This window comes from Streptomyces sp. NBC_00510 (assembly GCA_036013505.1).
Taxonomy (GTDB): Bacteria; Actinomycetota; Actinomycetes; order Streptomycetales; family Streptomycetaceae; genus Actinacidiphila.
The window spans coordinates 5,227,563-5,251,746 of sequence record CP107851.1; the positions used below are offsets into that span (position 1 = coordinate 5,227,563).

Here is a 24,184-nt window from a genome sequence, read left to right on the forward strand (position 1 = left end):
CGCGCCGCCACGGGGGCGCTCACCGGCGCGCCATGTAGGCCTGGAACGCCCGGTAGAGCGTGTGGTTGGCGGTGCCGTCCAAGGCCGTCTCCCATTCCCCCAGGGTCTCGACGACCTGCCCGCCGGTGCCGAGCTTCCATCGGGTGAGGCCGAACGCCCGGTCCTCCGGGTCGAGTGTGGAGGGTACCCCGCGCATGTCGTACTCCAGTGCGCCCTGTTCGTGGGCGTCCCGCAGCATCCGCCACTGCAGGGCGTTGGAGGGGCGGACCTCGCGGCGGTGGTCCGCCGAGGCCCCCGTCTGGTACCAGACCCGCCGGCCCATGGTGATCATGGTGTGGGCGGCGAGCACCTCGCCCTGGTGGCGGGCGAGGTAGAGCTTCATCCGGCCCGGCTCCTCGGCGTTGAGGGCCGCGTACTGGCGCTGGTAGTACTCCAGCGAGCGGCCCAGCCGGAAGCCGTCGCGCTCCTCGGTGATCCGCAGCAGCCGGAAGAACTCGGGGAGGTCCGCCGCGCCGCCCACGGTCACCTCGACGCCCGACTTCCCCGCCCGCCGTATGTTGCGGCGCCACTCCTGGTTGAGTCCCGACCACAGGTCGTCGGCGCTGCGGCCGGCCAGCGGGACCCGGAAGACGTGGCGGGGCTGGGCGTCCGCGTCCGCGCCGCCGTCCGGGCCGTCGCCGCCGCAGCGCCGCCAGCCGCGGGCCCGCAGCCGCTCGGCCACGACCGTGCCGAGAGGGTCGACCTCGCACGCCAGGACGTCGGACAGGCGCCGGCCGAGGCCGGTCGCGGCCTTCAGCGCGGCGGCGTCCCAGCGGCGGTGGGCGGGCGAGGGGCCGATGCGCACGGCGAAGGCCCCGAGTCCGCGCAGGTGCTGCAGGAGCGGGGTCAGCCAGGCGTCGACGTCCGGGTCGGCCCAGTCGGCGACCGGCCCCTCGGGCAGGTAGGCGAAGGACTTCCGCGTCCCGGGGAACTGCCGCAGCAGCACCAGCGCGCCCCCGCGCAGTTCGCCGGCCCCGGGCCCGGTGCCGTCGCGCGGTCCCCAGCCGAGCAGGTGGGGCCGCCAGCCCGGCTTCACCCGGGCCCAGGAGGGGCACTGCAGGAAGCCGGGACCGAGCGCCGAGCCGGTCCGGGACGCCAGGAACGAGCGGTACGTCCCGGTGTCGACCGGCCGGAGCCAGGCCTGCCGGGGGCCGCAGCCCGCCGTCACGAGCAGCGCTGCCACTGCGCCTCCCTGGGGTGTGGTCGGTGGGAACACAGGAAGGCTCACAGCCGTCCATGACCGTCCCGAGCGGCGAATGTGACCGGACCATGACCGTTCCTTCCCAGTTGCCGTCACACGGCCCTCAGGCGCTTCCCGGCGGCCCCGCGCGGCCTAGAGTCCCCGTGGTCCGGCCCTTTCCCGGCCGCTCTCCCCGTCCCTCCCGGAGGTCTCGTTGTCCCGGAAACGTGTGGGCCCGATACGTCGGAAACGTGTGGGCCCGATACGCCAGACCCGTCTGCGCACCGCGGCCGTCGCGGCCGCCGCCGTACTGTCCGCCGTGCTGACCGCCTGTTCGGGCAGCGCCCCGGCGGTGACGCACGCGGGCGGCGACGCGGGGCCGCCGAAGGAGCGGGCGGCGACCGTCACCGTCACCCCGCACGGGGGGCGGGTCAGGGCCGGCGAGCCCGTCCGGGTCACCGCGAAGGGCGGCACCCTCACGACGGTCACCGTCGCCGGGCCGCACGGCAAGGGTGTGACCGGCACCCTGTCCGCGGACCGCCGCACCTGGACCTCGGACCGCAACGTGGTGCCCGGCGCCTCGTACACCGTCGAGGCCGTCACCCGCACCCCGGGCGGGACCACCGGCACCAGCGAGTCCAGCTTCACCACGGCCGCCGCGGGAAAGGTCAACAAGGTGGACTGGCGGCCCGGCGACGGCGCCACGGTCGGCGTGGCCCAGCCGGTCTCCCTCGTCTTCGACAACCCGGTGACCGACAAGGCCGCCGTGGAGAAGCAGCTCAAGGTGACCACCTCCGACGGCACCGAGGGCTCCTGGGGCTGGCTGAAGGACTACTCCGGCCGGGACCGTGTGGACTGGCGGCCCAGGCAGTACTGGCGTCCGGGCACCGAGGTCACCCTGGACGCCCGCCTGGACGGCACCGACTCCGGACCGGGCGGCGGCTGGTTCGTCCGCGACTACCGGGCCTCCTTCACCGTCGGCGCCCGGCAGGTGGTCGAGGTCGACCTCGACCGCAAGCGGCTCACCCTGCAGCGCGACGGCAAGACGGTGCGCACGGTCCCGGTCTCCGGCGGCACCCCCGGACCGGACACCGGTTCGTGGCGCGGCACGGCGGTGGTGCTGGCCAAGGAGGGCACGGTCCGGATGAACTCCGAGACGGTCGGCCTCGGCGACGCCTACGACGAGACGGTCCACGATTCGATCCGGCTGACCTGGTCCGGGATGTACGCGCACGCCGCCCCCTGGAACGCCGCGTTCTTCGGCCGGGCCAACCGCAGCCACGGCTGCGTCGGGATGAGCGACGCCGACGCGGACTGGCTGTACTCCCAGGTCCGGGTCGGCGACCCCTTCGAGATCACGGGGTCGGAGGCCAAGGGCACGGTCGCGCCGAACAACGGCTTCGGCGACTGGAACGTGGACTGGGACCGGTGGCAGGAGAAGAGCGCGCTGAACTGACCCGCGTCCGGGGGCGCCGGGGGCGGCCCGTGGTGGTTGCCTGGAAGGGGTGGCACCACCGCACCGCCGAGAGGAAGGCAGCGCCATGACCGGCTCCGGCTTCACCGCACAGTCCACCGCCGCCGAGGTCGCCGGCGGCATCGACCTCACCGGCCGCCGCGCCGTCGTCACCGGCGCGGCCTCCGGCATCGGCCTGGAGACCGCCCGTGCCCTGGCCGGCGCCGGCGCCGAGGTCACCCTCGCGGTACGGGACACCGCCGCCGGCGAACGGGCGGCCGCGGACGTCGCGGCCGGCGGCGGGCGGGTCCTGGTCGCCCCCCTCGACCTCGCGGACCAGCGCTCGGTGGCGGCCTTCGCCGCCGCCTGGCACGGCCCCCTGGACGTCCTCGTCAACAACGCCGGGGTGATGATGACCCCGCAGACGCGCACGCCCGAGGGCTGGGAGCTGCAGTTCGCGACCAACCACCTCGGGCACTTCGCGCTCACCACCCGCCTGCGCCCGGCCCTGGCCGCCGCGGGCCGCGCCCGCGTGGTCTCCCTCAGCTCGGTCGCCCACCTGCGCAGCCCGGTGCACTTCGACGACCTCCACTTCCGTGTCCGCCCGTACGACGCCGGCCTCGCCTACGCCCAGTCCAAGACGGCCAACGTCCTCTTCGCGGTGGAGGCCAGCCGGCGCTGGGCCGCCGACGGTGTGACCGTCAACGCCGTCCACCCGGGGGCGGTCCTGGGCACCAACCTGTCGCGGCACCTCACCCGCGAGGCCCTGGACGCCGCCGCCGCGTCCGGCGGCCACACCTTCAAGACCCCGCAACAGGGGGCCGCCACCGTCGTGTTCGTCGCCACCGCGCCCCGGCTGGAGTGCGTCGGGGGGCGCTACTTCGAGGACTGCGCCGAGGCCCACCGCCACATCCCCGGGACCTCCGGCGGGGTCGCCGACCACGCGCTGGACCCGGACGCGGCCGCGCTGCTGTGGCAGGTGTCCCTGGACGCCCTCGCGGCGGACGTGCGCGGTTGACCGTCACCGGCGGGGCGGGGACGGTCAGTGCGGGAACGTCCGCGGCGGCCGTTGGCGCGGCAGTTCGTCGCGGAACTCCTCGACGACCGAGCTGATCTGCCGGGTGAGCTGCGTCCCCTCCAGCCGGTCGAGGTAGAGGTTGCGGGCGGCCAGGCCGACCGCGTCCACGCAGAAGTAGACCGCCATCAGCGGGTTGACGAACAGTTCGCTGTGCCGGGTGCGCTCGGTGAACCGTACGTTCCCGAAGTCGCCGCGCACCGCGGCCGCGACCGAACCGTGGACGATGCTCGGGTGGTCCGGGGTCGCCTCCTGGGCGTGCGCGACAGCCGCGAGGTAGAGCCGCCCCTCACGGCTGTCGCGGGGCAGTGAGAACGCGCCGAGGTACGCCCCGTCCCGCTCCAGGGCCGCCAGGTTCTCCAGCACCAGGGAGTGGTTCACCCCGTGGTACGCGTCGACGCCGAAGCCGAGGCAGGCCACCAGCCGCTGCGGGACGCCGGTGAGCCCGCCCACCGCGGCAAGGCTGGCCATGTCCTCCTCCGGCGTGCCGAGTCCGCTCTCGTCGCCGCGCATGAGGATGTCGGTGCCGCCGTCCACCAGCACGACCGCGTCGACCCCGCCGAGGTGGCCGATCAGCGCCCGGTACGCGGCCCGCAGCGGTTCGACGCCCGCGCGGCACAGCGCGTACACGGTCGAGGGCAGGCCCTGCGACTCCAGCCAGCGGGCGAGGGTCCGTTCGGGGAAGTAGTCGCCGCGCGCGGCCGTCGAGGGGCGCACGGCGGCGACGTCGTGGTCCAGCCACACGCCTGGGTCCAGGCCGTACAGGTCCGCGAAGGAGAGGTTGGCCAGGTGGACCTCCTTGCCCGTCTCGCGCAGCGCGAGCGCGATCGGCAGCCCGGCGTAGACGTCGAAGCCGCCGCCGGCGCCGGCGACGAGGACCCGCCGCGCGTCGCGCAGCCGGGTGAACAGGGCGGGTTCGAGGAGGGAGAACACCGGGGGACGGTAGCAGCGGGCCGTGCGCCGGGGCAGTGGATTTCCGCTCCCGCGCCGGGCGTTGGCCCGCCCGTCCCGGGGCTGTGTCGGTGCCCGCCCCTAGACTCGGCCGGATGGTGACGGAGACGGATATCGCACTCGCCGACGGGCGGACGCTGCACGTGTACGACACCGGGCCGGGCGGGCCGGGAGGCGGACAGGACGGCGCGGAGCCGGCCGTCCTGTGGCATCACGGCACGCCCAACATCGGCACGCCCCCCGAGCCGCTCTTCGCGGCGGCAGCCGGGCACGGCATCCGGTGGGTGGGCTACGACCGCCCGGGATACGGCGGTTCGACGCCTCGTCCGGGCCGGGACGTCGCCTCGGCCGCGGGTGACGCGGCGGCCGTCGCCGACGCCCTGGGCATCGGCCGCTTCGCGGTGATGGGCCACTCCGGCGGCGGCCCGCACGCGCTGGCCTGCGCGGCCCTGCTGCCGGACCGCGTCCTGGCGGTGGTCAGCGGGTCCGGCCTGGCGCCGTTCGGTGCGGAGGGGCTCGACTGGTTCGCCGGGATGGGGCCGTCCGGCGCGGCGGAACTCGGCGCGGCGGTCCGGGGGCGGGCGGCGCTCGAGGCGCAGCTGGCCTCCGGTGACTTCGACCCCGAGCTCTTCACCCCCGGGGACCACGCCGCGCTGGCGGGTGCGTGGGGATGGCTGGGTGACGTCGCGGGCAAGGGGATCGAGAGCGACCAGGGCGGCATGGTCGACGACGACCTCGCCTATGTGGCGCCGTGGGGCTTCGACCTGGCGCGGGCCGCCGCGCCCGTCCTGGTCCTGCACGGCGAGGCGGACCGCATGGTGCCCGCCGCGCACGGCGTGTGGCTGTCCCGGCGGTGCCCGGACGCGGAGCTGTGGCTGCGGCCCGGCGAGGGGCACATCTCGGTCCTCGGCTCCGCCGCCGCCGCGCTGGACTGGCTCGCCGAGCGGTCCCGGCGGGGCTGAGCACGCGCCGGCGCCGTCCACAGGCTGTGGACGGCGCCGGGTGCGTACGGGTAGGCGGTCAGGGGGAGGGCCGGGAGCCGTACGCGCTGAGGAAGCGGTCGCAAGGTGTCCATCCGCCGGACCGAGCCGTCGCCCACCCGGTCCCAGTCGGCCATCTCGGGGACGGGGGCCCGTCGTCACCCCGTGCAGCGCCCGGGCGGCCGCGGGACGTCGCTCTCGCCATCCGGCGCGCGGGGGTGCCGTCGCCGGGGGCGCCGCCCCCGCCCGCGGGTGATGCGTCGGCCGGCGGGTCGCCCTCCACCGCCGGTCCGTCCTCGGTCGTGCCCGGCCGGTGAGAGCGCGTGAAGAGCGACCCCCCGGTGACGGCACGGCAGGCCAGGCGCGGGTGTCGGGACCGCCGTCACCGGTACGGCCCGGCGGCCGCACCGGTTCAACCACCACGGAAGTCCCTTGGTCCCCCTGTCCCGCAGAGGGAGTTGCCGCCCCGGGGGCAACCATGTGCGGCATTCGTATGTCTGAACGGATGCCCCGGGCCGGCCGGGGTGTGGACGGAGGCCCCGTACGACCGTGGACAGGCACGACGGCAGCGACATCGACCCCGCGGACCAGTGGGTCCTCGACCCGGAGACCGGTTCCTACCGGCTGCGGCTGGACTCCGACGCCCCACCGGCGCCCACGGTGCCCCGGCAGGGCGGGCGGCGGGCACGCCGCGAGGAGCAGCGGCCCATACCCGAGCCGGGCGGCCGCCGCCGCGGCGGGCCCCCGACGTCCCGCAAGGCCAAGCGGTCCACGAAGCGGAAGGTCCTGATGTGGACCGCGGGCACGCTCGGTTTCGTACTGCTCGCGGGCAGCGCGGGGGCCTACTTCCTGTACCGGCATCTCGACGGGAACATCGCCACCGTGGACGTCGGCACGGCGGGCAGCAAGCAAGCGACCAGCAAGGACGCGGTGAACATCCTGGTCATCGGCACCGACAGCCGCAAAGGCCTGGGCGGGAAGTACGGGGACGCCGGCAGCGTCGGCCACGCGGACACCACGATCCTCTTCCACGTGGCGAAGGACCGGTCGAACGCGACCGCGATGAGCATCCCGCGCGACATGGTCACCGGTATCCCGGACTGCCCGACCAAGCAGAAGGACGGCTCCCTCAAGACGATCCCCGGCACCCCCCAGCGCGCCACCACCCCGCGCTTCAACGAGAGCCTGGGCCAGGAGGGCCGCGACCCGGGCTGCACCATGCGGACCGTCACGAAGATCACCGGCCTGCCGATCGACCACTTCGTGCTGGTCAACTTCGAGGCCGTGAAGACCCTTTCCACGGCGGTCGGCGGGGTGCCGATCTGTCTCACCCACCCCATCCACGACACGACCGACAAGGGGGAGGGCTCGCATCTGAACCTGCCCGCGGGACCGAACAAGGTCCAGGGCGAGCAGGCCCTGGCCTTCGTCAGGACGCGGCACTCGCTGAAGAACGGCAGCGACCTGGACCGCATCGACCTGCAGAAGCAGTTCCTGGCGTCGATGATCCGCCAGATGAAGTCCGGTGACACCCTCACCGACCCCGGGAAGCTCTTCCAGCTGGCGAACGCCGCCACCAAGTCGCTCACGGTGGACACCGGCATCGGCGGCGTCGGGAAGCTCACCGACCTCGCCAAGGACCTCAACCGGGTCGACCCCGCGCACATCACCTTCACGACGCTCCCGGTCGTCGACAACCCGGCCGAGGTGGGTTACCACGCGACGGTCGTCGTGGACGACACGAAGGCGCCCGCGCTCTTCAAGGCGATCAAGGGCGACGTCTCGCTGACCGCCGCGAAGAAGAAGCCCGCGGCCGCCGACTCCAAGCTCCGCGGCGCCAAGGCGGACCCGGCGCAGGTCCGGGTCGTCGTCTACAACGCCGGCGGCCCCCAGGGCGCGGCGCAGGACACCCTGGAGTGGCTGCAGAACACCGAGGGCGTCTCCCACTCCACCAACGGCGGCAACGCGCCCGGGGGGAAGCAGGACCGTACGACCCTGGCCTACGGCCCCGACCAGGCGGACCAGGCCCGGGCACTGGCCGCGATGATGGGCCTGCCGTCCGGCGCCCTGCACCCCGCCACGGCCGATGCCGGACCCAGCGCGGACATGACCCTCACCCTCGGCGGTGACTACCTGGGCGCCGGGAAGCCGCTCGCCGACCCGGACGCGGTCCCGGACGACATCCCGCAGTCGCACGCCGACAAGAAGGCGTGCGTCGGCTGATCCGCTCCGCTCCGCGGCCTGCCGGCAGTGCCGGCAGGCCGCCCGGGCGGGCCGCGCCTACGGTGGAAGGAAGGGGCGCCCCCCCGGCGCCCGAGATCGCGACCGCAAGGAGCGCGGCATGTCCCGCAGCGACAACCTCTCCGTCCTGGAGGGCTTCGGTACGGCGGTGAACAGCGGCCACCTCGGCGAGATCGGCGAGTACGTCGCGTCCGGCTCGGTGGACCACGACCCCGCTCCGGGGCAGGGCCCCGGGCCGGAGGGGTACGAGGAGATGTTCGGCGCGATGCGGCGGGCCTTCCCCGATCTGCACGTCGAGGTCGAGCACGTCATGGCCACCGACAACGAGATCGCCTTCGCGTACACCATCACCGGCACGCACCTCGGCGAGCTGATGGGTCACGCCCCCACGGGCCGGACCGTCAGCTACCGGGGCATGCAGATCAGCCGGTTCGAGGACGGGAAGATGGTCGAGCGCTGGGGGAGCAGCGACGAACTCGGCATGCTGCGCCAGCTCGGCGTCGTCGCCTGACCCCTCGCCCGTCGGCAAGCCCCGCCCCCCCCCGGAAGCCGTGGACACGGTGCCGGTGTCGTAGCAGGGGGCTTCGGCGGTGGCGGCGGTGGCGGCGGTGGCGGCGGTGGTGACGAAGGGGGACGGGCCAGGCCGGAGCCGGTCCGTCAGTCCGCGGTGGCCGCTGCCGGCAGGCGGAGTTCGAAGAGGGCCCCGCCCGCCGGGGCGGTGCCGACGGCGAGCGCGCCGTCGTGTCGGTGGGCGACGTCGCGGGCGATGGCCAGGCCGAGACCCGCACCGCCCTCGTCGCGGCTGCGGGCGTCGTCGAGCCGGACGAAGCGCTCGAAGATCCGTTCGCGCTCGGCGGGCGGGACGCCGTCGCCGTCGTCGCCGACCGCGAGGACGACCAGGCCGTCCCGCAGGCGTACGGTCACGGTCACCTCGGCGCGCGCGTGGCGCTGGGCGTTGTCCACGAGGTTGCCGACGACCCGGGCCAACTGGCCGCGCGAGCCCGCCACGTACCACCGCGGTTCGACGTCGATGGTCACCGGGACCCGGTCGGCGGGCCGCCTGCGGACCTCCTCGCCGACGAGTTCGCCCAGGTCGACCCGCCGCCGCGCGGGCCGTTCGCCCGCGTCGAGCCGGGCGAGCAGCAGCAGGTCCCCCGCCAGTTGCTGCAGCCGCTCGGTGTCCTTGACGGCGCCCGGTACGTCGAGCAGGTGCGGATGGGCCGAGCCGACCTCCAGCTGCGTGCGCAACGACGCGATCGGGCTGCGCAGTTCGTGCGAGGCGTCGGCGACGAAGCGGCGCTGCCGCTCGACCGCGGCCTCCAGCGCGGTGAGGGTCTCGTTGGTGGTGCGCGCCAGCCGGGCCACCTCGTCGCGGGCGGCCGGCTCCGGCACACGCCGGGAGAGGTCCTCGGAGGCCGTGATCGCGGCCATCTCGCGCCGGATGCCCTCCACCGGAGCGAGCGCGCGGCGGGTGACCCGCCAGGTCGCGCCGCCGACCACCAGCAGCAGCAGGGGCAGTCCCGCCAGCATGGCCGCCGCCGCGGTGTTCACGGCGCTCTCGCGGGCCGCCAGCGAGGTGCCCGCGTGGATGAGGACGGTCTGCCCGGCGAGGTCGGTGGCCTTGATCGTCGCGAACCGGTAGTCGGCGGTCCGGCCGTCCAGCGTGGCCCGTCCCGTGCCGTGCACGACCGTCCGGCCGATGTCGCCGACCACCGGGTCGTCGCCCGCGGCGGACGGGGGTGTGGCGCTGCCGCCGTGCCGGTCGTCGTCCTCGCCGCCGCGCGTCGCGTCGTCCCGGCCGCCCCGGCCCCGGCCGCGCCCGTGGCCGTCGTCGTCCTCGCCGCCGCCGTGGTCGTCGCCGCTCCCCGCGGTGCGGTTCGGCACCGCGGAAGGGGTGGGCGTGGGCGAGGGCACGGGTGTGGCGGCGGGCCCGCGGACGGCCCTGACGGCGCCGACCCCGGTGCCGCCGATCCGCTCCAGGCCCCTGCTCACCGCCAGCAGCCGCCCGTCCTCGGCGGTCACCTGCACCGGCACGCCCTCGGGGAGCCGGAGCCGGGCGTAGCGGTCCGTCTCCGCCCCGCGGCTGGCGACGTCGAGGGCGATCCTGCGGGCCGTGTCGTCGGCCTGGCTCTGCGCCTGGCCCGTGAGGTTGGCGCGCAGCGAGAGCAGCACGGCCACCCCGGCGGCCACCAGCGCGACCGCGACCACGAGCGTGGCGCCGAGCGACATCTTGGCCTGGACGGTGCCGAGGGGGCGGGGGCGTCTCATGCCGAGGCCAGCCGGTAACCGGCGCCGCGCACCGTCTGGATGAGGTCCGCGCCGAGCTTGCGGCGCAGGGTGCTGATGTACACCTCGACGATGTTGGGGTCGCCGTCGTACGCGAAGTCCCATACGTGCTCCAGGATGCGGGACTTGCCGACCACCTGCCCGGCCCGCACCGCGAGCTGCTCCAGCACGGCGAACTCCTTCGCGGTCAGCGTCACTTCGCTGTCGTTGCGGAAGACCCGGCGGGCGGCGGTGTCCAGCACGAGGGTGCCCAGCCGCAGTACGGGCGAGGCCCCCGCCGAACCCCGGCGCCGCAGCAGCGCCTTGACCCGGGCCACCAGCACGACGTACGAGAACGGCTTGGTCAGGTAGTCGTCGGCGCCCGTGTCGAGGCCCTCCGCCTTGTCGTATTCGCCGTCCTTGGCCGTGAGCATCAGGATGGGGACCTCGTTGCCCGCCTCGCGCAGCGCGGCGCAGACGCGGTAGCCGTTCATGCCGGGCAGCATGATGTCGAGCACGACGAGGTCGTGGACGCCCTCCCCCGCCCGGTGCAGCCCCTCGAGCCCGTCGTGGACCACGTCCACGGCGAAGCCCTCGGCCGTCAGCCCCCTGGCCAGCGAGACCGCGAGCCGTCTCTCGTCCTCCACGATGAGCACACGCATGGGGTCCAGCCTCCCAAATCGAACCTGAAGAGATCTTCAGGTGGTTTCAGGCTGCCTTCAGCCTGTACCGCCGACATTGAGGTCACGGAACAGACCTGACACAGACCGGGTACGGCCCGGTCGGAAGGGCTCCTCATGAAGCGCAACACGACCGTCGCGGCCATCGCGGCCGCGGTCCTCGTCGTCGGGGGCTACACGGCGTACGCCGCGGGCGGCCACGACGGCGGGCGCGACGACGCGCGCGGCGCGGTCTCCTCGACCGCCACGCCCGGGGCGACCCCGGGGCGCGACGCGGGCGACGACCACGGCTCCCCGGGCATCACGGCGAGTCAGGCCGCGGCCGCCGCGGTCGCGCACACGCCGGGCACCGTCACGAAGATCGAGCCGGACGACCGTCACCGCGGCTACTGGGAGGTGTACGTGACGGACGCGGCCGGGGTCGTGCACGAGCTGCACGTGGACGCGGGGACGGGCCGGGTCACCGAGGACGACCGGCACCGCGGCCGCACACGCTCCGGTGACGGATCCCGCACCGCCTCGCCCGCACCGGCGACGACGCGGCCCGGACACGACGACCACGGCGGCGACCGCGCCGGCAGCGACGACCCCCCGGGAGACGACCACGGCGGCGACCGCGTGCGGGACGACGACCGCTCCGGTGACGACCACGGCGGGGGCCACGGCCGGGGCCGCGGCCGCGGCTGCGACGACCACTGACGTCCCCCGCGTGGCCGGGCCCCCCGCGCCCGGCCACGGGCGCCGCCCCCGCCTGCATCCCGCCGCCCTGGACCCTCAGAGCCGCCCGACGTCCACCACGGCCTGGGCGAAGGCCGCGGGTGCCTCCTGCGGCACGTTGTGCCCGATGCCCTGCAGCGTGCGGTGCGCGTACTTCCCGGTGAACTTGGCCCGGTAGGAAGAGCCGTTGCCCGGCGGCGTGAACGGATCGACCGCCCCGTCGAGGGTGATCGTGGGCACGGTGACGACGGGCCCGCGGGCGAGCCGCGCCTCGATGTCGTCGTACCGCGGGTCGCCCTCGGTCAGGCCGAGCCGCCAGCGGTAGTTGCCGATGACGATGGGGACGTAGTCCGGGTTGTCGAAGGCCGCCGCGGTGCGGTCGAACGTGGCGTCGTCGAAGCCCCAGGTCGGGGAGTTGAACTTCCAGACGAGCCGGCCCAGGTCGTGCCGGTAGCGTTCCAGCCCCTTACGGCCCCGCTCCGTGGCGAAGTAGTACTGGTACCACCAGGCCCATTCCGACTTCGGCGGCAGCGGCTGCTTGTTCGCCTCGCGGTTGGTGATCAGGTAGCCGGTCACCGAGACCAGCCCCTTGACCCGCTCCGGCCACAGCGCCGCGATGATGTCCGCGGTCCGCGACCCCCAGTCGAAGCCGGCGAGGACCGCCTTCTTGATCCCCAGCGCGTCCATGAGCGCCACGATGTCCAGGGCGAACACCGCCTGCTGGGCGTCGCGCGGGGTCGAGCGGGACAGGAAGCGGGTCGTCCCGTGGCCGCGCAGGTAGGGGACGACCACCCGGTAGCCCTTCGCCGCCAGCAGCGGTGCGACGGCGACGTAGCTGTGGATGTCGTACGGCCAGCCGTGGAGCAGGATCACGGCGGGACCGTCGGCCGGTCCCGCCTCGGCGTAGCCGACGTCCAGCACCCCGGCCTCCACCTGCTTCAGCGGGCCGAACGCCGGGGCGTCGCCGGGCCGTTCCTTGCCGGGCGCCCTGGGCGGCGCCGGCTTGTTCTCGTCCGGTCCGGTCGTCGCGCACCCCGAGGCGAGCCCGGCCAGTGTGGCCGCGACCGCTCCCGTGCCGACGATCGTGCCGAAGGTCCGCCTGTCGATCATCCGAGGCCTTCCGTGGGATGCGGGCGCGGGCACTGAGGTAGCCCATGCCCCGTGCGCCGCCGCCCGCGTCGCCGGACCGTCAAATGTCATCCCCATGGCACAGGTCCCGGCGGCCGCGGTGAGGGCCGGACGGGTGAAGTCGGGGGCACGGCGCAACCGGCGGGCGGAGCGGGGCTGTCCTGCACGGCGAGTCCGGTCGACACCGTCCGAGATCCGAGAGGAAACACCATGAACCTTCTCGATACTCCGCAGCAGTCACTGGGTGGCGTCCCGGTGGGGGCCCATCTGGCCGCCGTCGACGCGCGCTGGGTCGAGCTCCACGCCGCGCTCATCGCGGCCGGGGTGCCCCCGCTCCCGGGGGACAGCGACGCGGTGCACACCCTCGCCCGGCAGCTCGACGACGCCACGGTCAGCGCCGTCGTCGCCTGGATCGACAGCGCCGCCTCCCGCTGAGCCCGGCCCGGGCACCGCGCTTTGTGACGGTCGTGTGACGGGAATTGTGGCCTGCGCCATGGCCGGGAGCGGCAGGGTCCTGATGGGGTCGCCGGATGCGCACCCCCGCCCTCCTCCTCCCGGCCGTGCTCGCCGGTCCCCTGCTGCTGGTCACGGCCTGCGACGCCGCGCACCGGGACGACCGTGCCTCCTGCGCCGCCTCGACCGTCCCGGTCGCCCCGGCGCCCGCGGGAGGTGCCGCCGGTGCCGAGGGGGACGGCGACGTCGAGATCACCGCCGTGAGCGCACGGCCCGCCCACTGCCCCGGCCCCGCCGCGTTCCACGTCGCGTTCCGCGTCACCAACCACGCCGACGAACCCCTCACGTACACCGTCACCTTCGGACTCACCTCCGGTGCCGGGGAGGCCCTGGCGAACGTGCCGCACACCGTGTCCGCGGTCCCGCCCGGCCGCACCGTGAAGGGCGAGGCCGACCTGGGCGCACCCCTCGCGCCGCGGTACGCCGCGGAACGGGTGCGCATCGTCAAGGTCAGGAGCGTCCCGGCGGACGAGGTGCCCGCCGCGGGAGGCGCCTGCCCGCCCTCCGGCCTCCGCCTCACCGCCGACGACGGCGACGCCGCCATGGGGCTGCGCGTGGTGGGACTCCGCCTGGAGAACTGCTCCTCCCGCGTCCGGCGCGTCGAGGGCTATCCGCTGGTCCAACTCCTCGACGAGCAGCGCGAGCCCGTCACGGAGGTCGAGGTCTTCCGGGGCAGCGGGGGCGTCGCCCTCGTGCCCGGCTTCGACGACCCGCCCCGCCCGGTCACCCTGGAGCCGGGCGAGAGCGCGACCGCGGGCCTGATGTGGCGCAACACCGTCACCGACGGCACGTCCGTCAACGCGCTCTACGCGAGGGTGCGGGCGACTCCCGGCGCCCCTGCGGTGACGGTGACCCCGGAACTCGACCTCGGCACGACGGGGAAGCTCGGCGTCAGCGCCTGGAAGGCCGACCCGGCGACCGCGGCCCGGTCATGACACCGGGGCACGCGCCCCGTCAACCCGGTCCTTGACGTCCTCCCCCATCCGCACGAAGGCCCCGGACCGCCCGCCCGGGGCCTTCGTGGTGTGCGGGCGACGCGCTTCCCCACCCTCACGAATGTCACGGTTCTGTCCCGAGGGGTGCCGGGGAGGCCGCTTCGTTTGACACCGCTCACGTCCCCCTCTCATCATCATTCCACTAATCGAGTAGCTAAAGGGTGTTGAAGCACGTGGACTTCCGCATCGACCGGCGGAGCGGGATCGCCGCCTACCAGCAGATCGTGCAGCAGACCAAGCAGGCCCTGCGGCTGGGCGTCCTGATGCCGGGGGACCGGCTGCCCACCGCCAAGGAGGTCGCGGAGACCAGCGCCGTCAACCCGAACACCACGCTCAAGGCCTACCGCGAGCTGGAACGCGAGGGGCTGGTCGAGCCGAGGCCCGGCCTCGGCACCTTCATCCGCCGCTCACTGGCCCGCCCCCAGGCGGGTGCCGACTCCCCGTTGCGCGGGGAGCTGGAGGCGTGGATGACCCGGGCCCACGAGGCGGGCCTGGAGCGCGAGGACGTGACCGCGCTGGTCGCGGCGGTCCTGGAGGAGCGGTACGCCGGGACCACGGCGGCCGACGGAACACCGGAGGACGGGGAAATGAGGATGACCAGTGCGTGAGGCCATGGATGCCATGGACTTGGGGGGCCCGGCGGAGGAGTCGGCGATGGAGGCCCACGGGGTCGGCCGGAAGTACCGCCGGGGCTGGGCCCTGCGGGACTGCTCGTTCCGCCTGCCGGCCGGCCGTATCTGCGGGCTGGTGGGCCCCAACGGCGCGGGCAAGACGACGCTGATGTCGATCGCCGCCAACCTGCTGGAGCCGTCGGAGGGCACCCTCACGGTGTTCGGCGCGGCGCCCCAGTCCGCGGAGGCCGGACGCCGTACGGCGTTCCTCGCCCAGGAAAAGCCGCTGTTCCGCCGCTTCACCGTGGCCGAGACGCTGCGCATGGGCCGCGAGCTCAACCCCGGCTGGGACCAGCAGGCCGCCGAGCAGATCGTCCGCGCGGGCAACGTGCCCCTGCACGCGAAGGTCGGCACCCTCTCCGGCGGACAGCGCACCCGCGTCGCCTTCGCCCTCGCCTTCGGCAAGCGGCCCGACCTGCTGCTGCTCGACGAGCCGATGTCCGACCTCGACCCGCTGGTGCGCCACGAGCTCATGGGCACCCTGCTGGCCGAGGCCGCCGAGCACGGCACCACGGTGCTGATGTCCTCCCACATGCTCAGCGAGTTGGAGAGCGTCTGCGACTTCCTCCTGGTCATCTCCACGGGCGGTCTGCGCATCGCCGGTGACGTGGACGAGATCCGCAGCGCCCACGTGCTGCTGCAGGGCGTGGCGGGCGACGAGGGCCCGGGCGTCCCCGCGGAACTCGCCCGCCACACCGTCGTCGAGTACCGCACCAGCGGGCGCCAGGCCACCGCCCTCATCCGCCCCGACGGCCCGGTGAGCGGCCAGTGGCAGTCCCACACCCCGCAACTGGAGGAACTCCTGCTCGCCTACCTGCGCTCCCCCGAAGCGCCACCACTGATCAGTCCCGTGGCCCAGGTCCCGGGGCAGCCGTACGGCGCGAACGGCCCGCGGGGGGCGGCGGCATGAGCAACCTGACCGTGAACCCGTCCGCGCCGTCCGCGGCCCCGGTCGCCGACAGCGGCGTCCGCCGTCCCCGGCTCAGCGGCATGACCTGGCTCATCTGGCGCCAGCACCGCGCCGCCTACTGGACCATCCTGGCCGCGACGGCCCTGTCCGTGGGGTGGATGCTCTACCAGCGCGCCGGCCTGCTGGACTACCTCACCGCCCACGGCTGGCCCGAGGCGAGTCCCGACAAGTGGACGGAGGACATCAACCCGCACAGCGCCCCGCTCCTGAAGGCCGCCTTCGGCCTCGGCTTCGTCCCCATACTCCTCGGTGTCTTCCTCGGCGCCCCGCTGCTCGCCGGCGACCTGGAGAGCGGCACCGCCAAGCTCGTCACCTCCCAGGCCGCCGGCCCCGCCCGCTGGCTCGCCGCCAAGCTCGGCATCAGCGCGCTGGTGGTCGTGGTCAGCACCGTGGCCCTCTCCTTCACCTTCGGCCGGTGGTGGGCACCGGTCAGCAAGGAGAACACGGTCATGGACTGGACCTCCGGCCAGGCGTTCGACAACACCGGGCCCGTGCCCGTCGCGCTCACGCTCTTCACCGTCGTGGGCGGCATCGCGATCGGCATGCTCCTGCGCCGCACCCTGCTCGCGATGGTCGTGACCTTCTTCTTCGCGGCCACCGTCCAGGTGGTCTGGGCGTACAGCCGGCTCGACCTCGGCAACGTCATCAGGCTCACCACCGACTCGGGGGTGACCCCCGGCAGCAGCCCCCGTCTCCCCACCGCCGCCTACGAGGTCGACCAGTCGTTCATCACCTCGTCCGGGCAGACCCTCGGCTGGAGCACCTGCACGGACGCGGGGTCGGAACAGGCGGTCGACGCCTGCCTGAAGCAGAAGGGCGTCGTGGGCTGGGCGCTGGACTACATCCCCATGTCCCAGATGAGCGGCATGCAGTGGCTCGGCGCCTCGATCCTTTTCGCCCTGGCCGCCGCCATCACGGCCTTCGTCTTCCTCTGGGGCCGCAAGCGCGTCGTCTGACCTGACGCCGTCGGGCCGAGACGACACGACCCCGGGTGGACGCGCCGAGCGTCACCCGGGGTCGTGTCGTCGGGGTCAGCGGCCGAACGCCCAGCCGAAGTTGGCGTCCCCCATGAGGGAGACGTCGCGGGCGGTGAAGGACTTCGCGTTCGTGGCCGTCAGACCGGAGGCGGTGCCGCGCAGGATGGTCACGGCGCCGTAGCCGTTCTCGTAGCCGACACCCGTGATCAGCTCTGCCTTGCCGTCCTTGGTGAGGTCGACCAGCCGGACGGTCAGGCCGAAGGAGTCGGACCACTCGGAGGTGCCGGGGACGCCGGCGGTGTCCTGGGAATAGGCCGCGGCACCCTTGCCGCTCAGCCCGGAGGCCGAGCCGAACAGGATGGTCACGGCACCGGCCTCCTTCGCCTTGCCGAGGTCCTCGCTCGGGGTGCCCACGGCCACGTCGGCGTAGCCGTCGCCGTTGACGTCGCCGGCGTCGATCGCCGAACCGAACCGGTCGCCGGCCTCACCCGTGCCGGGGACGCCCGCGGTGTCCTGGTGGATCCCCGTGTCCGAGGACTGCCGGCCAAGTCGCCGAAGGGCGTTGGGACGCGGGCCTTGCGTCATAACTCTATCTAGGTAGATATTGGCGCCATGGTGCGCGCGCGACATCCCTCACCGCAGACCGCGGCCGTGCTCGTCGCCCTTGCCGAGGCAGGTGCGGGCTGGTCGCACGGCTACGACCTGTGCCGCGCCCTCGGCCTGAAGGCGGGCACGGTCTACCCGATCCTCATCCGCCTCGCCGAGCGCGGGCAGGTGGAGACGTCCTGGGAGACCGACCCGCCCCGCGGGCGGCCGGCCCGGCACCTGTACCGGCTCACCGCCGCGGGCGCCGAGCTCGCGCGCACCGTCACCGCGCCGGGGCGTGCCGGCGCCGCCGCGCCCGCTCCGGGCGCGGGCCGCCTCGCGCCCGGGACCGCCTGACCCCGGCCCGCTCCGTCCCCGGCCCGCTCTGCCTCCGGAGGCCCTGATGCTCGGATTCCTCCTCTTCGTGGTGGTGCTCGTTCCCGCACCCCTGCTCGCGCTGGTGGTGCTGGCGGGCCGGCTGGGCGCGGGCGGCAAGCCCACCGCCCGCATCCGGGTCGCGTGGCGGGGTGGCACGGGGCGCCCTGTCCTTCCGGGGCTGATCGCCGTCGCCGCCGTCGCCGCCGTCGCCGCGGCGCTCACCGCCGGCCTGGAGCGTGCGTACCTCACCGCGGTCACCAAGGGCCCGGGCTGGGGCTTCGACGTGGTCCTGCTGACCATGGTGCTCGGACTCCTCGCGGCGGTCGGGTGCGCCGCGCTCGCCTGCCTCGCCGCGGCCGCCGTGACCCGTGCCCGCGGGTTCGGGGCCGGCACCGTCGCCGGGCTGCTCGTCCTCGTCGCGGTCGCCGCCGGGACCGCGTCCGCCCATCTCCCGCTGCGCGCCGCGTACATGGCGGAGCCCGGCGGGTTCCCCGTCGTCGCGAACCTCGCCGACGGTGACCTGCTGGCGCCGTTGGAGGTCTTCCTCGCCGCGCTGATCTGGGCCCTGCCGTGGCCCGTCCTCGGAGCGGCGCTCGGCGCCCGCGCCGGGACCACGGATCGCCGGCACGCGGCACGCGACGTCTGGCAGCTCCTGCTCGACCTGGCCACCGCCGACCTCCCCGAGCACCGGGCCGCGTGGGGCGCGGCGCTGCGGTCCGAACTCGCCGCCGTCGAACCGCCCGCCGAGCGCCGCAGGTTCGCCCTCGGCGGGGTGTGGACGGCGCTGCGCTCCGGACGGCCGCACGGCGCATGGGTGCGGGCCGGCGGGGTGGCCCTCGTCGTGGCGGGCGGTTCGTACGCCGCGTCGCGCTGGTCGCTCGCACACGACCGGGCGGGCGTCCTCGACTTCTGGGCGGCCGTCCCGAGCGTCCTGCTGCTCGCCGTCGCGCTCACCACCGCCTGGCGCACCCGCTCGTTCGGCTCAGGGCTGCGCGCCGGAGCCCTGGCCGGGCTCGCCGCCCTGGTGGCGGTGCTCGCCGTCGGCGTTCCCGAAGCGGTGTTCTGGGCGAACCAGCAGGCCGGTTACCTGAGCACCGGCGACGCCGTCCCGCCGAACTGGCAGTCCGCGGTCCGTGACGTGCTCCGACCGGAGTTCCTCCTCGGCATGCTCGTGATCTGGACGACGGCCGCAGCCGGCGGCGCCGCCCTCGGCGCGGTGCTCCGGCCCCCGCGCACCACCCCCGCCCCCGACGGCCCGGCCCCGGCGGCCGCCCGCTGACGGACCCTGCCGGAGCCCCCCGTCCGGCCGGAGCGGTCGCGTCAGCCGGCGGCCACGGTCACCGTCCGGATCGGGCTGGCCGGCGAGTAGTTGTCCGCCCCGTCGTAGGAACGGGCCCGGTACTCATAGGTGCGCCCGTCGGCGGGCAGCGGGTCGCACACGGCGGCCGTGGCGGTGGAGGAACGTCCGCTTGTAGACGTTGGCCGAGCAGGCGACATCGGCCACCGCCTGCGGGGCGGCGGCCAGCAGACCGCACAGGGCGACGGCGGACAGGGCGCCACCGGTCAGTGCGGCGACGGATCTCCTCTGGTGCACGAGGGCCTTTCACGCTGTGAGGACAAGGACGTACAGCGTGGGGACCCGTGAGGCGGGAGTAAGGTTGCGCGGCCACCGTGACCCGTGCCCCAGGTTCGGGCCGTACGACGCGGGGCCGACGTGCCGGAGGGGCCCGCCGGGCGCGAACCGGCGAAGGGTCCAGGACGAGGGGCGGCATGAAGGTCTTCCGTTTCGAGCGCGGCGAATGGGCTGTCACCGGGCACGGCAGCACCGGGCTCCACGCGACGCGCCTCGCCACCGGCGAAGGACCGTTGCACCTCACCTGCCTGAGCGTTGGGCCAGGCGGCGTCATCGGCACGCACCCGGCGCCCGTGCCCCAGATGTTCCTCGTCATCGCGGGCGAGGGCTGGATCGCCCGCCCCGACGGGAACCGCGTACGCATCGCTGCCGGTGAGGGAGTTCGATGGGAGCAGGGGGAGGACCACACCTCGGGTACCGACGTCGGCTTCACGGCGCTCGCGATCGAAGGCGCCTCCATCGAACTCTTCGAGCCCATGGCCGTACCGAACCCCGCCGCCCCGGACGCCCGCTGAGGACGCCACCCCGGTCCACCTCGCGTCCCGTGTGTTCACAGTGACATGCGGTGCTGTTAAGATCCGCGGGAATTCGAACGTGGGGGGCCGCCGGAGAATTCGCATCCCGGCGTCGGTGTTCCCTGTCCCGCCCTCCTCTGTCGTTGCGTCCGGCGCATCGTGCGCGGCGAACCGTCCAGGAGGACAAGTGACGCACAGGAACCCGTCCCGCAGGCTGCTCGCGGGGACGGTGGCGCTCGTCATTGCCACGATCGCCGGGCCCCTCACGCTGCCCGCGGTCGCGGATGCCGGGAGCGGTACCGAAGCGGTCCGGACGGCGTCCGGGGCCACCGGCGCCGCAGTGCTGCCGCCGGGCTCGGAGGTCGTCACGGCCGGCACGACGGGGTTCCTGTCGTCGACCCGCGAGTACGACCTGCTGTGGACCCGTTACGCCGACGGTTCGACGACCAGCCTGGGCCACGACGTCTGGAAGTCGCGCGACCTGCGCCACGGTTCGGTGTCCGACGTGATGGCCACGGAGCGCGGCGTCCTCGGCCAGGACGCCGACCACGGCGTGGAACTGCGGGACATGTCCACCGGAGCGGTTTCCTTCGTCACCCTGGGCAAGAACCGCGCTTTCATCGGGTCCGTCGGTGCGACGGTGCTGGCCTGTGCCTGGTCGTCCCAGGGCATCGACTGCGGCGCCCTGCGGCTGCTGGCCCTCGTGGACGGCGCGCAGACCGAACGGGCGGTCACGGGGCTTCCCGACGGCGCCGCATCGGTGTCCGTGGTGTCCACCGCCCCCGGCTCCCTCGTGCTCCGGTACAGGGGCGGCGGGGGCACGGACACGGATTTCCACCACGCGGTGGTCGACCTCTCCTCCGGCGTCGCGACACCCTCGCGCCTCACGAGCCCCGCCGGGCATGCCGAGGCCGCCGCCCATTCCCCGGCGTACCTCGCCACCCTGTCCGACCACTCGGCCGCCTCGCAGTTGCGCGTGGAGAACCGGACCACCGGCGCCGTCACGCAGATCGACACGCACCGAGAGGTGTTCACACCCCTGGTGGGCCTGGTCGGGGACTGGGTCCTGCACGGCCCCAGCACCTCGCTGGCGGTCGGTTCCGCCGACGCGGACCACTCGTTGCGGGCGGTTCCGGTCGGCGGGGGAGCCGGCCGCAAGATCCTCGACCACGCCACCTCGCTCACGCCCACCCCCGACGGCGGGGTACTGGTGATGGGCGGCACCCTCGCCCAGGGCGAAGGCGTCTACCGGGTGTTCCCCGGTGCCGACGGCGTGCCGCTCACGGAGCTGGTTGCCGGTACCGGCCAGCCGCTGGGCATCACCCTGGTGAACTCCAGCGTCCCCGCCGTGGCCACGCTCGACCCGGCGCCGTGGAAGGCGAGGTGGCAGCTGTCGCGTCCCAACGCGGAGGTGACCCTCACCCTCCGCCACACCGCCACGGGCACCTACAACAGGTCGTACCTGTACCCGTCCAGCCTCGCCGGGCCGGTCCGGATGGACGGCAACGGGCTGATCTCCATGGACTGGACGGGGTGGACCGACAGTGGTTCCGCCGCCCCCAACGGTTCCTACACCTGGCAGCTCGTCGCGAAGCCGCTCAACGGCCTTGGGCCGGACCTGACGGTCAGCGGCACCTTCAAGGTCACGCGCCGGCCGGCGCCGCACGACCACACCGACAACGGGTCCCCGGACCTCCTGGCCCGGGACAGCGCCGGAGTGCTGTGGCGTGAGGACACCTTCCACGTGCCGTGGAGCCCGAAGCTGCACGGCACGAACCGGGTGAAGGTCGGCGGGGGCTGGAACACCTACAACCGCATCGCCGCGGTCGGGAACATCGCGGGTGGTCCGGCGGGCGATCTGGTGGCCCGTGACAAGTCCGGCGCGCTGTGGCTCTTCCAGGGCACCGGCAAGGGCGGCTTCACCGCCCGCGCCCGCATCGGCACCGGATGGAACGCCTACACCCAGCTGACGGGCATGAGCGACCTTTCCGGTGACGGCAAGGCCGATCTGGTGGCCCGTGACAAGTCCGGCGTGCTGTGGCTCTACAAGGGCACCGGCAACGGGAAGGCTCCGTACGCCGCCCGCAAGAGGATCAGCGGGGGCTGGAACACGTACACCCAGATCGCCGCGGTCGGGAACATCGCGGGTGGTCCGGCGGGCGATCTGGTGGCCCGTGACAAGTCCGGCGCGCTGTGGCTCTTCCAGGGCACCGGCAAGGGCGGCTTCACCGCCCGCGCCCGCATCGGCACCGGATGGAACGCCTACACCCAGCTGATCGGCATCGGCGACAGCAACGTGGACGGCAAGCAGGACCTCCTCGCCATCGACCAGAAGGGCTACGCCTGGCGCTACCGCGGCACCGGGAACGCCAAGGCCCCCTTCGCGGCACGTGAGGCGGCCGACCTCTTCTTCGGGCGGCACTACAACACCATCGTCTGACCCCGGCCCGCCCCCGCCTGCTCATCCGTGGAGCGGCAGTTCGGACGTCGGCCGGATCCAGGTCGGCACCCCCCATTCGACGGCGGTGCCGACCGCATGGATTCAGTGTGCGCTTCCTGCGGCGCCGGGTGCCGAGGAAGAGGGTTCCGACTCCCGCTGCGGTGGCCCCTGTGGCGGCGAGGAGCAGCGGCTGGGTGCGGGTCGCGCCGGTCGCGGCGAGACCCGACGCGGAGCGGGTAGGGGCGGGGCTTGCCGTCGGGGCGCCGCCGGACTCCGCCTCCGGGTTCTCCGGCACGAACGTCATGCTTGCGGGAACTGTTCGCGAGCGTCCGAGACGGTCTCGTCGTTCCGGCGTCGTCGACACTCATGCAACGGGTGCCGGGCTGTGAGCTCCGCTAGCGCCGTGGGTGAGTGCCTGTTCCGCCTGTGCGAGGCCGCGGATCGCCCGGGTCAGCTGACTCGGAGGGAGCGCGTACGGCAGTCGGATGTTCCGTTCGAAGGCGCCTCCGATCCCGAAACGCGGTCCGGCCGCGATGGTCACTCCGTAGTCGGGCGCGATGGCGGCCAGGCGTGAGCTGATGGGCTGGGGGAACGTCGCCCAGAGCGTCATGCCGCCGGCCGGCTGCGGGGCGTGGAGGCCCGGTAGGTGCTCGGCGAGTGCCTGCCGCAGTGCGTCGCGTTGCGACCTCAGTTGCCCGAGTGCACCGGGCCGCTGGGTCTGGTCCTCGTTCAGGAGGACGGCCGTGGCGAGTTGCTCGACGACGGGGGTGCCGAGATCCGTGGCGTGACGGGTCTGCTGGACGCGTTCCAGGAGGGCGGGCGTCGCACGGATCCAGCCGATGCGCAGGCCGCCCCAGATGCTCTTGGAAACCGAGCCGATGCTGATGGCGGTCGGCATGTGGAGCGCGAAGGGTTCCGGGCTCGGTCTGTCCAGGGCCAGGTCGGTCATGGTTTCGTCGATGACTGTGGGACAGGCGAGTCCGAGGCTCTGGCGGACGCTCGTGGGCATGCACAACCCTGTCGGATTGTGGAAGTCGGGTATCAGGTAGGCCAGGCTCGCGATGCGGCCCGCTGCCTGGAGTTGCGCGGTGTCCCAGCCCGAGGACGCCACACCGACGGGCAGAAGACGAGCGCGTACCTCGGTGAACGTGGCTATCGCGTGCGGGTAGGTCGGATGGTCGATCAGGACCTGGTCGCGTGGTGACAGGAGCGTTCGTGCCAGAAGGGCAAGCGCGTGCTGCGCGCCGTTGGTGATCAGGATGTGATCGGGCGCCGTGGGCAGGCCGCGCCGCCGGTACCAGTGGGCCACCGCTTCGCGCAGCTCCGCGGTGCCGTTCCGGTCGTAGCCGTGCCGCTCGAAGTGCCGTGGTAGCTGTTCGAGAGCGGCCGCGAACGCAGCGTGGAGGATCTCGACGGGCGCGGGTGGTGCGGCGAAGGACAGGTCGATGGTCGCCGAGTCCGTGCCGGCCCGGCGCTCGGGTGGCGTGTCGTCGGGGAGCCGCACGGTCGTCCTGGCGCGCGCCTGTGTGGCGAGGTATCCGTGCTCGACCAGAGTGCGGTATGCGGCGCCGACGGTGGTTCTGCTGGTGGAGAGGGCGGTGGCCAGGTCACGCTCGCTCGGCAGGGTCGAGCCGAGCGGGAGACGGCCGTCCAGGACCAGCAGCCGCAGCCTGTCGGAGAGGCGCTGATGCGCCGGACCAGGCCCTTCCTGCCAGGTCCCCAGCATGCGTGCCACCACGTGCGAAGTAACTTTCACCCAGCCAGCCTAACCAATCTGGCTATGGAATCCAGGTCCAGA

General features: G+C 74.0%; 23 protein-coding genes. 15 read left to right on the plus strand and 8 right to left on the minus strand.

Translation table 11 applies throughout. From position 1 onward, the window contains the following. Nucleotides 1-19: 19 nt before the first annotated feature. On the minus strand, nt 20-1,222 hold the full coding sequence (locus OG937_23575) for a peptidoglycan bridge formation glycyltransferase FemA/FemB family protein (protein WUD74461.1): 1,203 nt from the start codon (nt 1,220-1,222) through the stop codon (nt 20-22). A 250-nt stretch (nt 1,223-1,472) separates the two neighbouring features. On the opposite strand from OG937_23575, the gene OG937_23580 reads away from it, so the two are divergent. After that, entirely contained in the window at nt 1,473-2,675 is a 1,203-nt protein-coding gene (locus OG937_23580; GenBank protein ID WUD74462.1) for an Ig-like domain-containing protein, read from the plus strand. 85 nt (nt 2,676-2,760) lie between these two features. Then, on the plus strand, nt 2,761-3,690 hold the full coding sequence (locus tag OG937_23585) for an SDR family NAD(P)-dependent oxidoreductase (GenBank protein ID WUD74463.1): 930 nt from the start codon (nt 2,761-2,763) through the stop codon (nt 3,688-3,690). A 24-nt stretch (nt 3,691-3,714) separates the two neighbouring features. Here the strand turns inward: OG937_23585 and OG937_23590 are convergent, their stop codons facing one another. After that, complete coding sequence (locus OG937_23590; GenBank protein ID WUD74464.1) at nt 3,715-4,680, minus strand: DUF1152 domain-containing protein; 966 nt, start codon at nt 4,678-4,680, stop codon at nt 3,715-3,717. Nucleotides 4,681-4,793: 113 nt separating this feature from the next. Here OG937_23590 and OG937_23595 point away from each other — a divergent pair, with 113 nt between their 5' ends. The 3 genes from OG937_23595 to OG937_23605 all read left to right on the plus strand — a co-directional run bounded on the left by OG937_23595 (nt 4,794) and on the right by OG937_23605 (nt 8,430). After that, nucleotides 4,794-5,660: an alpha/beta hydrolase gene (locus tag OG937_23595; protein WUD74465.1), complete on the plus strand. Its 867-nt coding sequence runs from the start codon at nt 4,794-4,796 to the stop codon at nt 5,658-5,660. 567 nt (nt 5,661-6,227) lie between these two features. After that, entirely contained in the window at nt 6,228-7,901 is a 1,674-nt protein-coding gene (locus OG937_23600; protein ID WUD74466.1) for an LCP family protein, read from the plus strand. 118 nt (nt 7,902-8,019) lie between these two features. Continuing rightward, nucleotides 8,020-8,430 carry an ester cyclase gene (locus OG937_23605; GenBank protein ID WUD74467.1) on the plus strand — a complete coding sequence of 137 codons (411 nt, stop codon included), beginning with the start codon at nt 8,020-8,022 and terminating at the stop codon, nt 8,428-8,430. Between the two features lie 146 nt (nt 8,431-8,576). Here the strand turns inward: OG937_23605 and OG937_23610 are convergent, their stop codons facing one another. Further along, complete coding sequence (locus OG937_23610; protein ID WUD74468.1) at nt 8,577-10,187, minus strand: HAMP domain-containing histidine kinase; 1,611 nt, start codon at nt 10,185-10,187, stop codon at nt 8,577-8,579. Continuing rightward, nucleotides 10,184-10,846 carry a response regulator transcription factor gene (locus OG937_23615; protein ID WUD74469.1) on the minus strand — a complete coding sequence of 221 codons (663 nt, stop codon included), beginning with the start codon at nt 10,844-10,846 and terminating at the stop codon, nt 10,184-10,186. Before OG937_23615 ends, OG937_23610 begins: the two co-directional genes overlap by 4 nt. A 135-nt stretch (nt 10,847-10,981) precedes the next feature. Here OG937_23615 and OG937_23620 point away from each other — a divergent pair, with 135 nt between their 5' ends. Beyond that, a complete protein-coding gene (locus OG937_23620; protein WUD74470.1) occupies nt 10,982-11,563 on the plus strand; it encodes a PepSY domain-containing protein in 582 nt (193 codons plus the stop codon). Nucleotides 11,564-11,638: 75 nt separating this feature from the next. Here the strand turns inward: OG937_23620 and OG937_23625 are convergent, their stop codons facing one another. After that, nucleotides 11,639-12,691: an alpha/beta hydrolase gene (locus OG937_23625; protein ID WUD74471.1), complete on the minus strand. Its 1,053-nt coding sequence runs from the start codon at nt 12,689-12,691 to the stop codon at nt 11,639-11,641. A 228-nt stretch (nt 12,692-12,919) separates the two neighbouring features. On the opposite strand from OG937_23625, the gene OG937_23630 reads away from it, so the two are divergent. The 5 genes from OG937_23630 to OG937_23650 all read left to right on the plus strand — a co-directional run bounded on the left by OG937_23630 (nt 12,920) and on the right by OG937_23650 (nt 16,814). Beyond that, nucleotides 12,920-13,144 (plus strand): hypothetical protein, encoded by a 225-nt coding sequence (locus OG937_23630; GenBank protein ID WUD74472.1) that lies wholly within the window; start codon nt 12,920-12,922, stop codon nt 13,142-13,144. 95 nt (nt 13,145-13,239) lie between these two features. Then, a complete protein-coding gene (locus tag OG937_23635; GenBank protein ID WUD74473.1) occupies nt 13,240-14,157 on the plus strand; it encodes a DUF4232 domain-containing protein in 918 nt (305 codons plus the stop codon). Between the two features lie 233 nt (nt 14,158-14,390). Continuing rightward, the gene (locus tag OG937_23640) at nt 14,391-14,825 is read left to right on the plus strand and encodes a GntR family transcriptional regulator (GenBank protein ID WUD74474.1); all 435 of its coding nucleotides are present in this window, start codon (nt 14,391-14,393) and stop codon (nt 14,823-14,825) included. 46 nt (nt 14,826-14,871) lie between these two features. Next, entirely contained in the window at nt 14,872-15,798 is a 927-nt protein-coding gene (locus OG937_23645; GenBank protein WUD74475.1) for an ABC transporter ATP-binding protein, read from the plus strand. After that, nucleotides 15,795-16,814 carry an ABC transporter gene (locus OG937_23650; protein ID WUD74476.1) on the plus strand — a complete coding sequence of 340 codons (1,020 nt, stop codon included), beginning with the start codon at nt 15,795-15,797 and terminating at the stop codon, nt 16,812-16,814. The genes OG937_23645 and OG937_23650 overlap by 4 nt, the downstream gene beginning before the upstream one ends. A gap of 75 nt (nt 16,815-16,889) precedes the next feature. Here the strand turns inward: OG937_23650 and OG937_23655 are convergent, their stop codons facing one another. Beyond that, complete coding sequence (locus OG937_23655) at nt 16,890-17,420, minus strand: integrin alpha (protein ID WUD74477.1); 531 nt, start codon at nt 17,418-17,420, stop codon at nt 16,890-16,892. Nucleotides 17,421-17,447: 27 nt separating this feature from the next. Here OG937_23655 and OG937_23660 point away from each other — a divergent pair, with 27 nt between their 5' ends. Both OG937_23660 and OG937_23665 read left to right on the plus strand, forming a co-directional pair. Beyond that, nucleotides 17,448-17,777 carry a PadR family transcriptional regulator gene (locus tag OG937_23660; GenBank protein WUD74478.1) on the plus strand — a complete coding sequence of 110 codons (330 nt, stop codon included), beginning with the start codon at nt 17,448-17,450 and terminating at the stop codon, nt 17,775-17,777. Nucleotides 17,778-17,823: 46 nt separating this feature from the next. After that, complete coding sequence (locus OG937_23665) at nt 17,824-19,077, plus strand: hypothetical protein (GenBank protein WUD74479.1); 1,254 nt, start codon at nt 17,824-17,826, stop codon at nt 19,075-19,077. 123 nt (nt 19,078-19,200) lie between these two features. On the opposite strand, the gene OG937_23670 is transcribed toward OG937_23665, so the two are convergent. Further along, the gene (locus tag OG937_23670) at nt 19,201-19,392 is read right to left on the minus strand and encodes a hypothetical protein (GenBank protein ID WUD74480.1); all 192 of its coding nucleotides are present in this window, start codon (nt 19,390-19,392) and stop codon (nt 19,201-19,203) included. Nucleotides 19,393-19,568: 176 nt separating this feature from the next. Here OG937_23670 and OG937_23675 point away from each other — a divergent pair, with 176 nt between their 5' ends. Together OG937_23675 and OG937_23680 are read left to right on the plus strand one after the other, a co-directional pair. After that, entirely contained in the window at nt 19,569-19,946 is a 378-nt protein-coding gene (locus OG937_23675) for a cupin domain-containing protein (GenBank protein ID WUD74481.1), read from the plus strand. A gap of 187 nt (nt 19,947-20,133) precedes the next feature. Then, the gene (locus OG937_23680) at nt 20,134-22,386 is read left to right on the plus strand and encodes a VCBS repeat-containing protein (protein WUD74482.1); all 2,253 of its coding nucleotides are present in this window, start codon (nt 20,134-20,136) and stop codon (nt 22,384-22,386) included. Nucleotides 22,387-22,750: 364 nt separating this feature from the next. Here OG937_23680 and OG937_23685 read toward each other — a convergent pair whose 3' ends face one another. Beyond that, entirely contained in the window at nt 22,751-24,112 is a 1,362-nt protein-coding gene (locus tag OG937_23685) for a PLP-dependent aminotransferase family protein (protein WUD74483.1), read from the minus strand. Between the last annotated feature and the right edge of the window lie 72 nt (nt 24,113-24,184).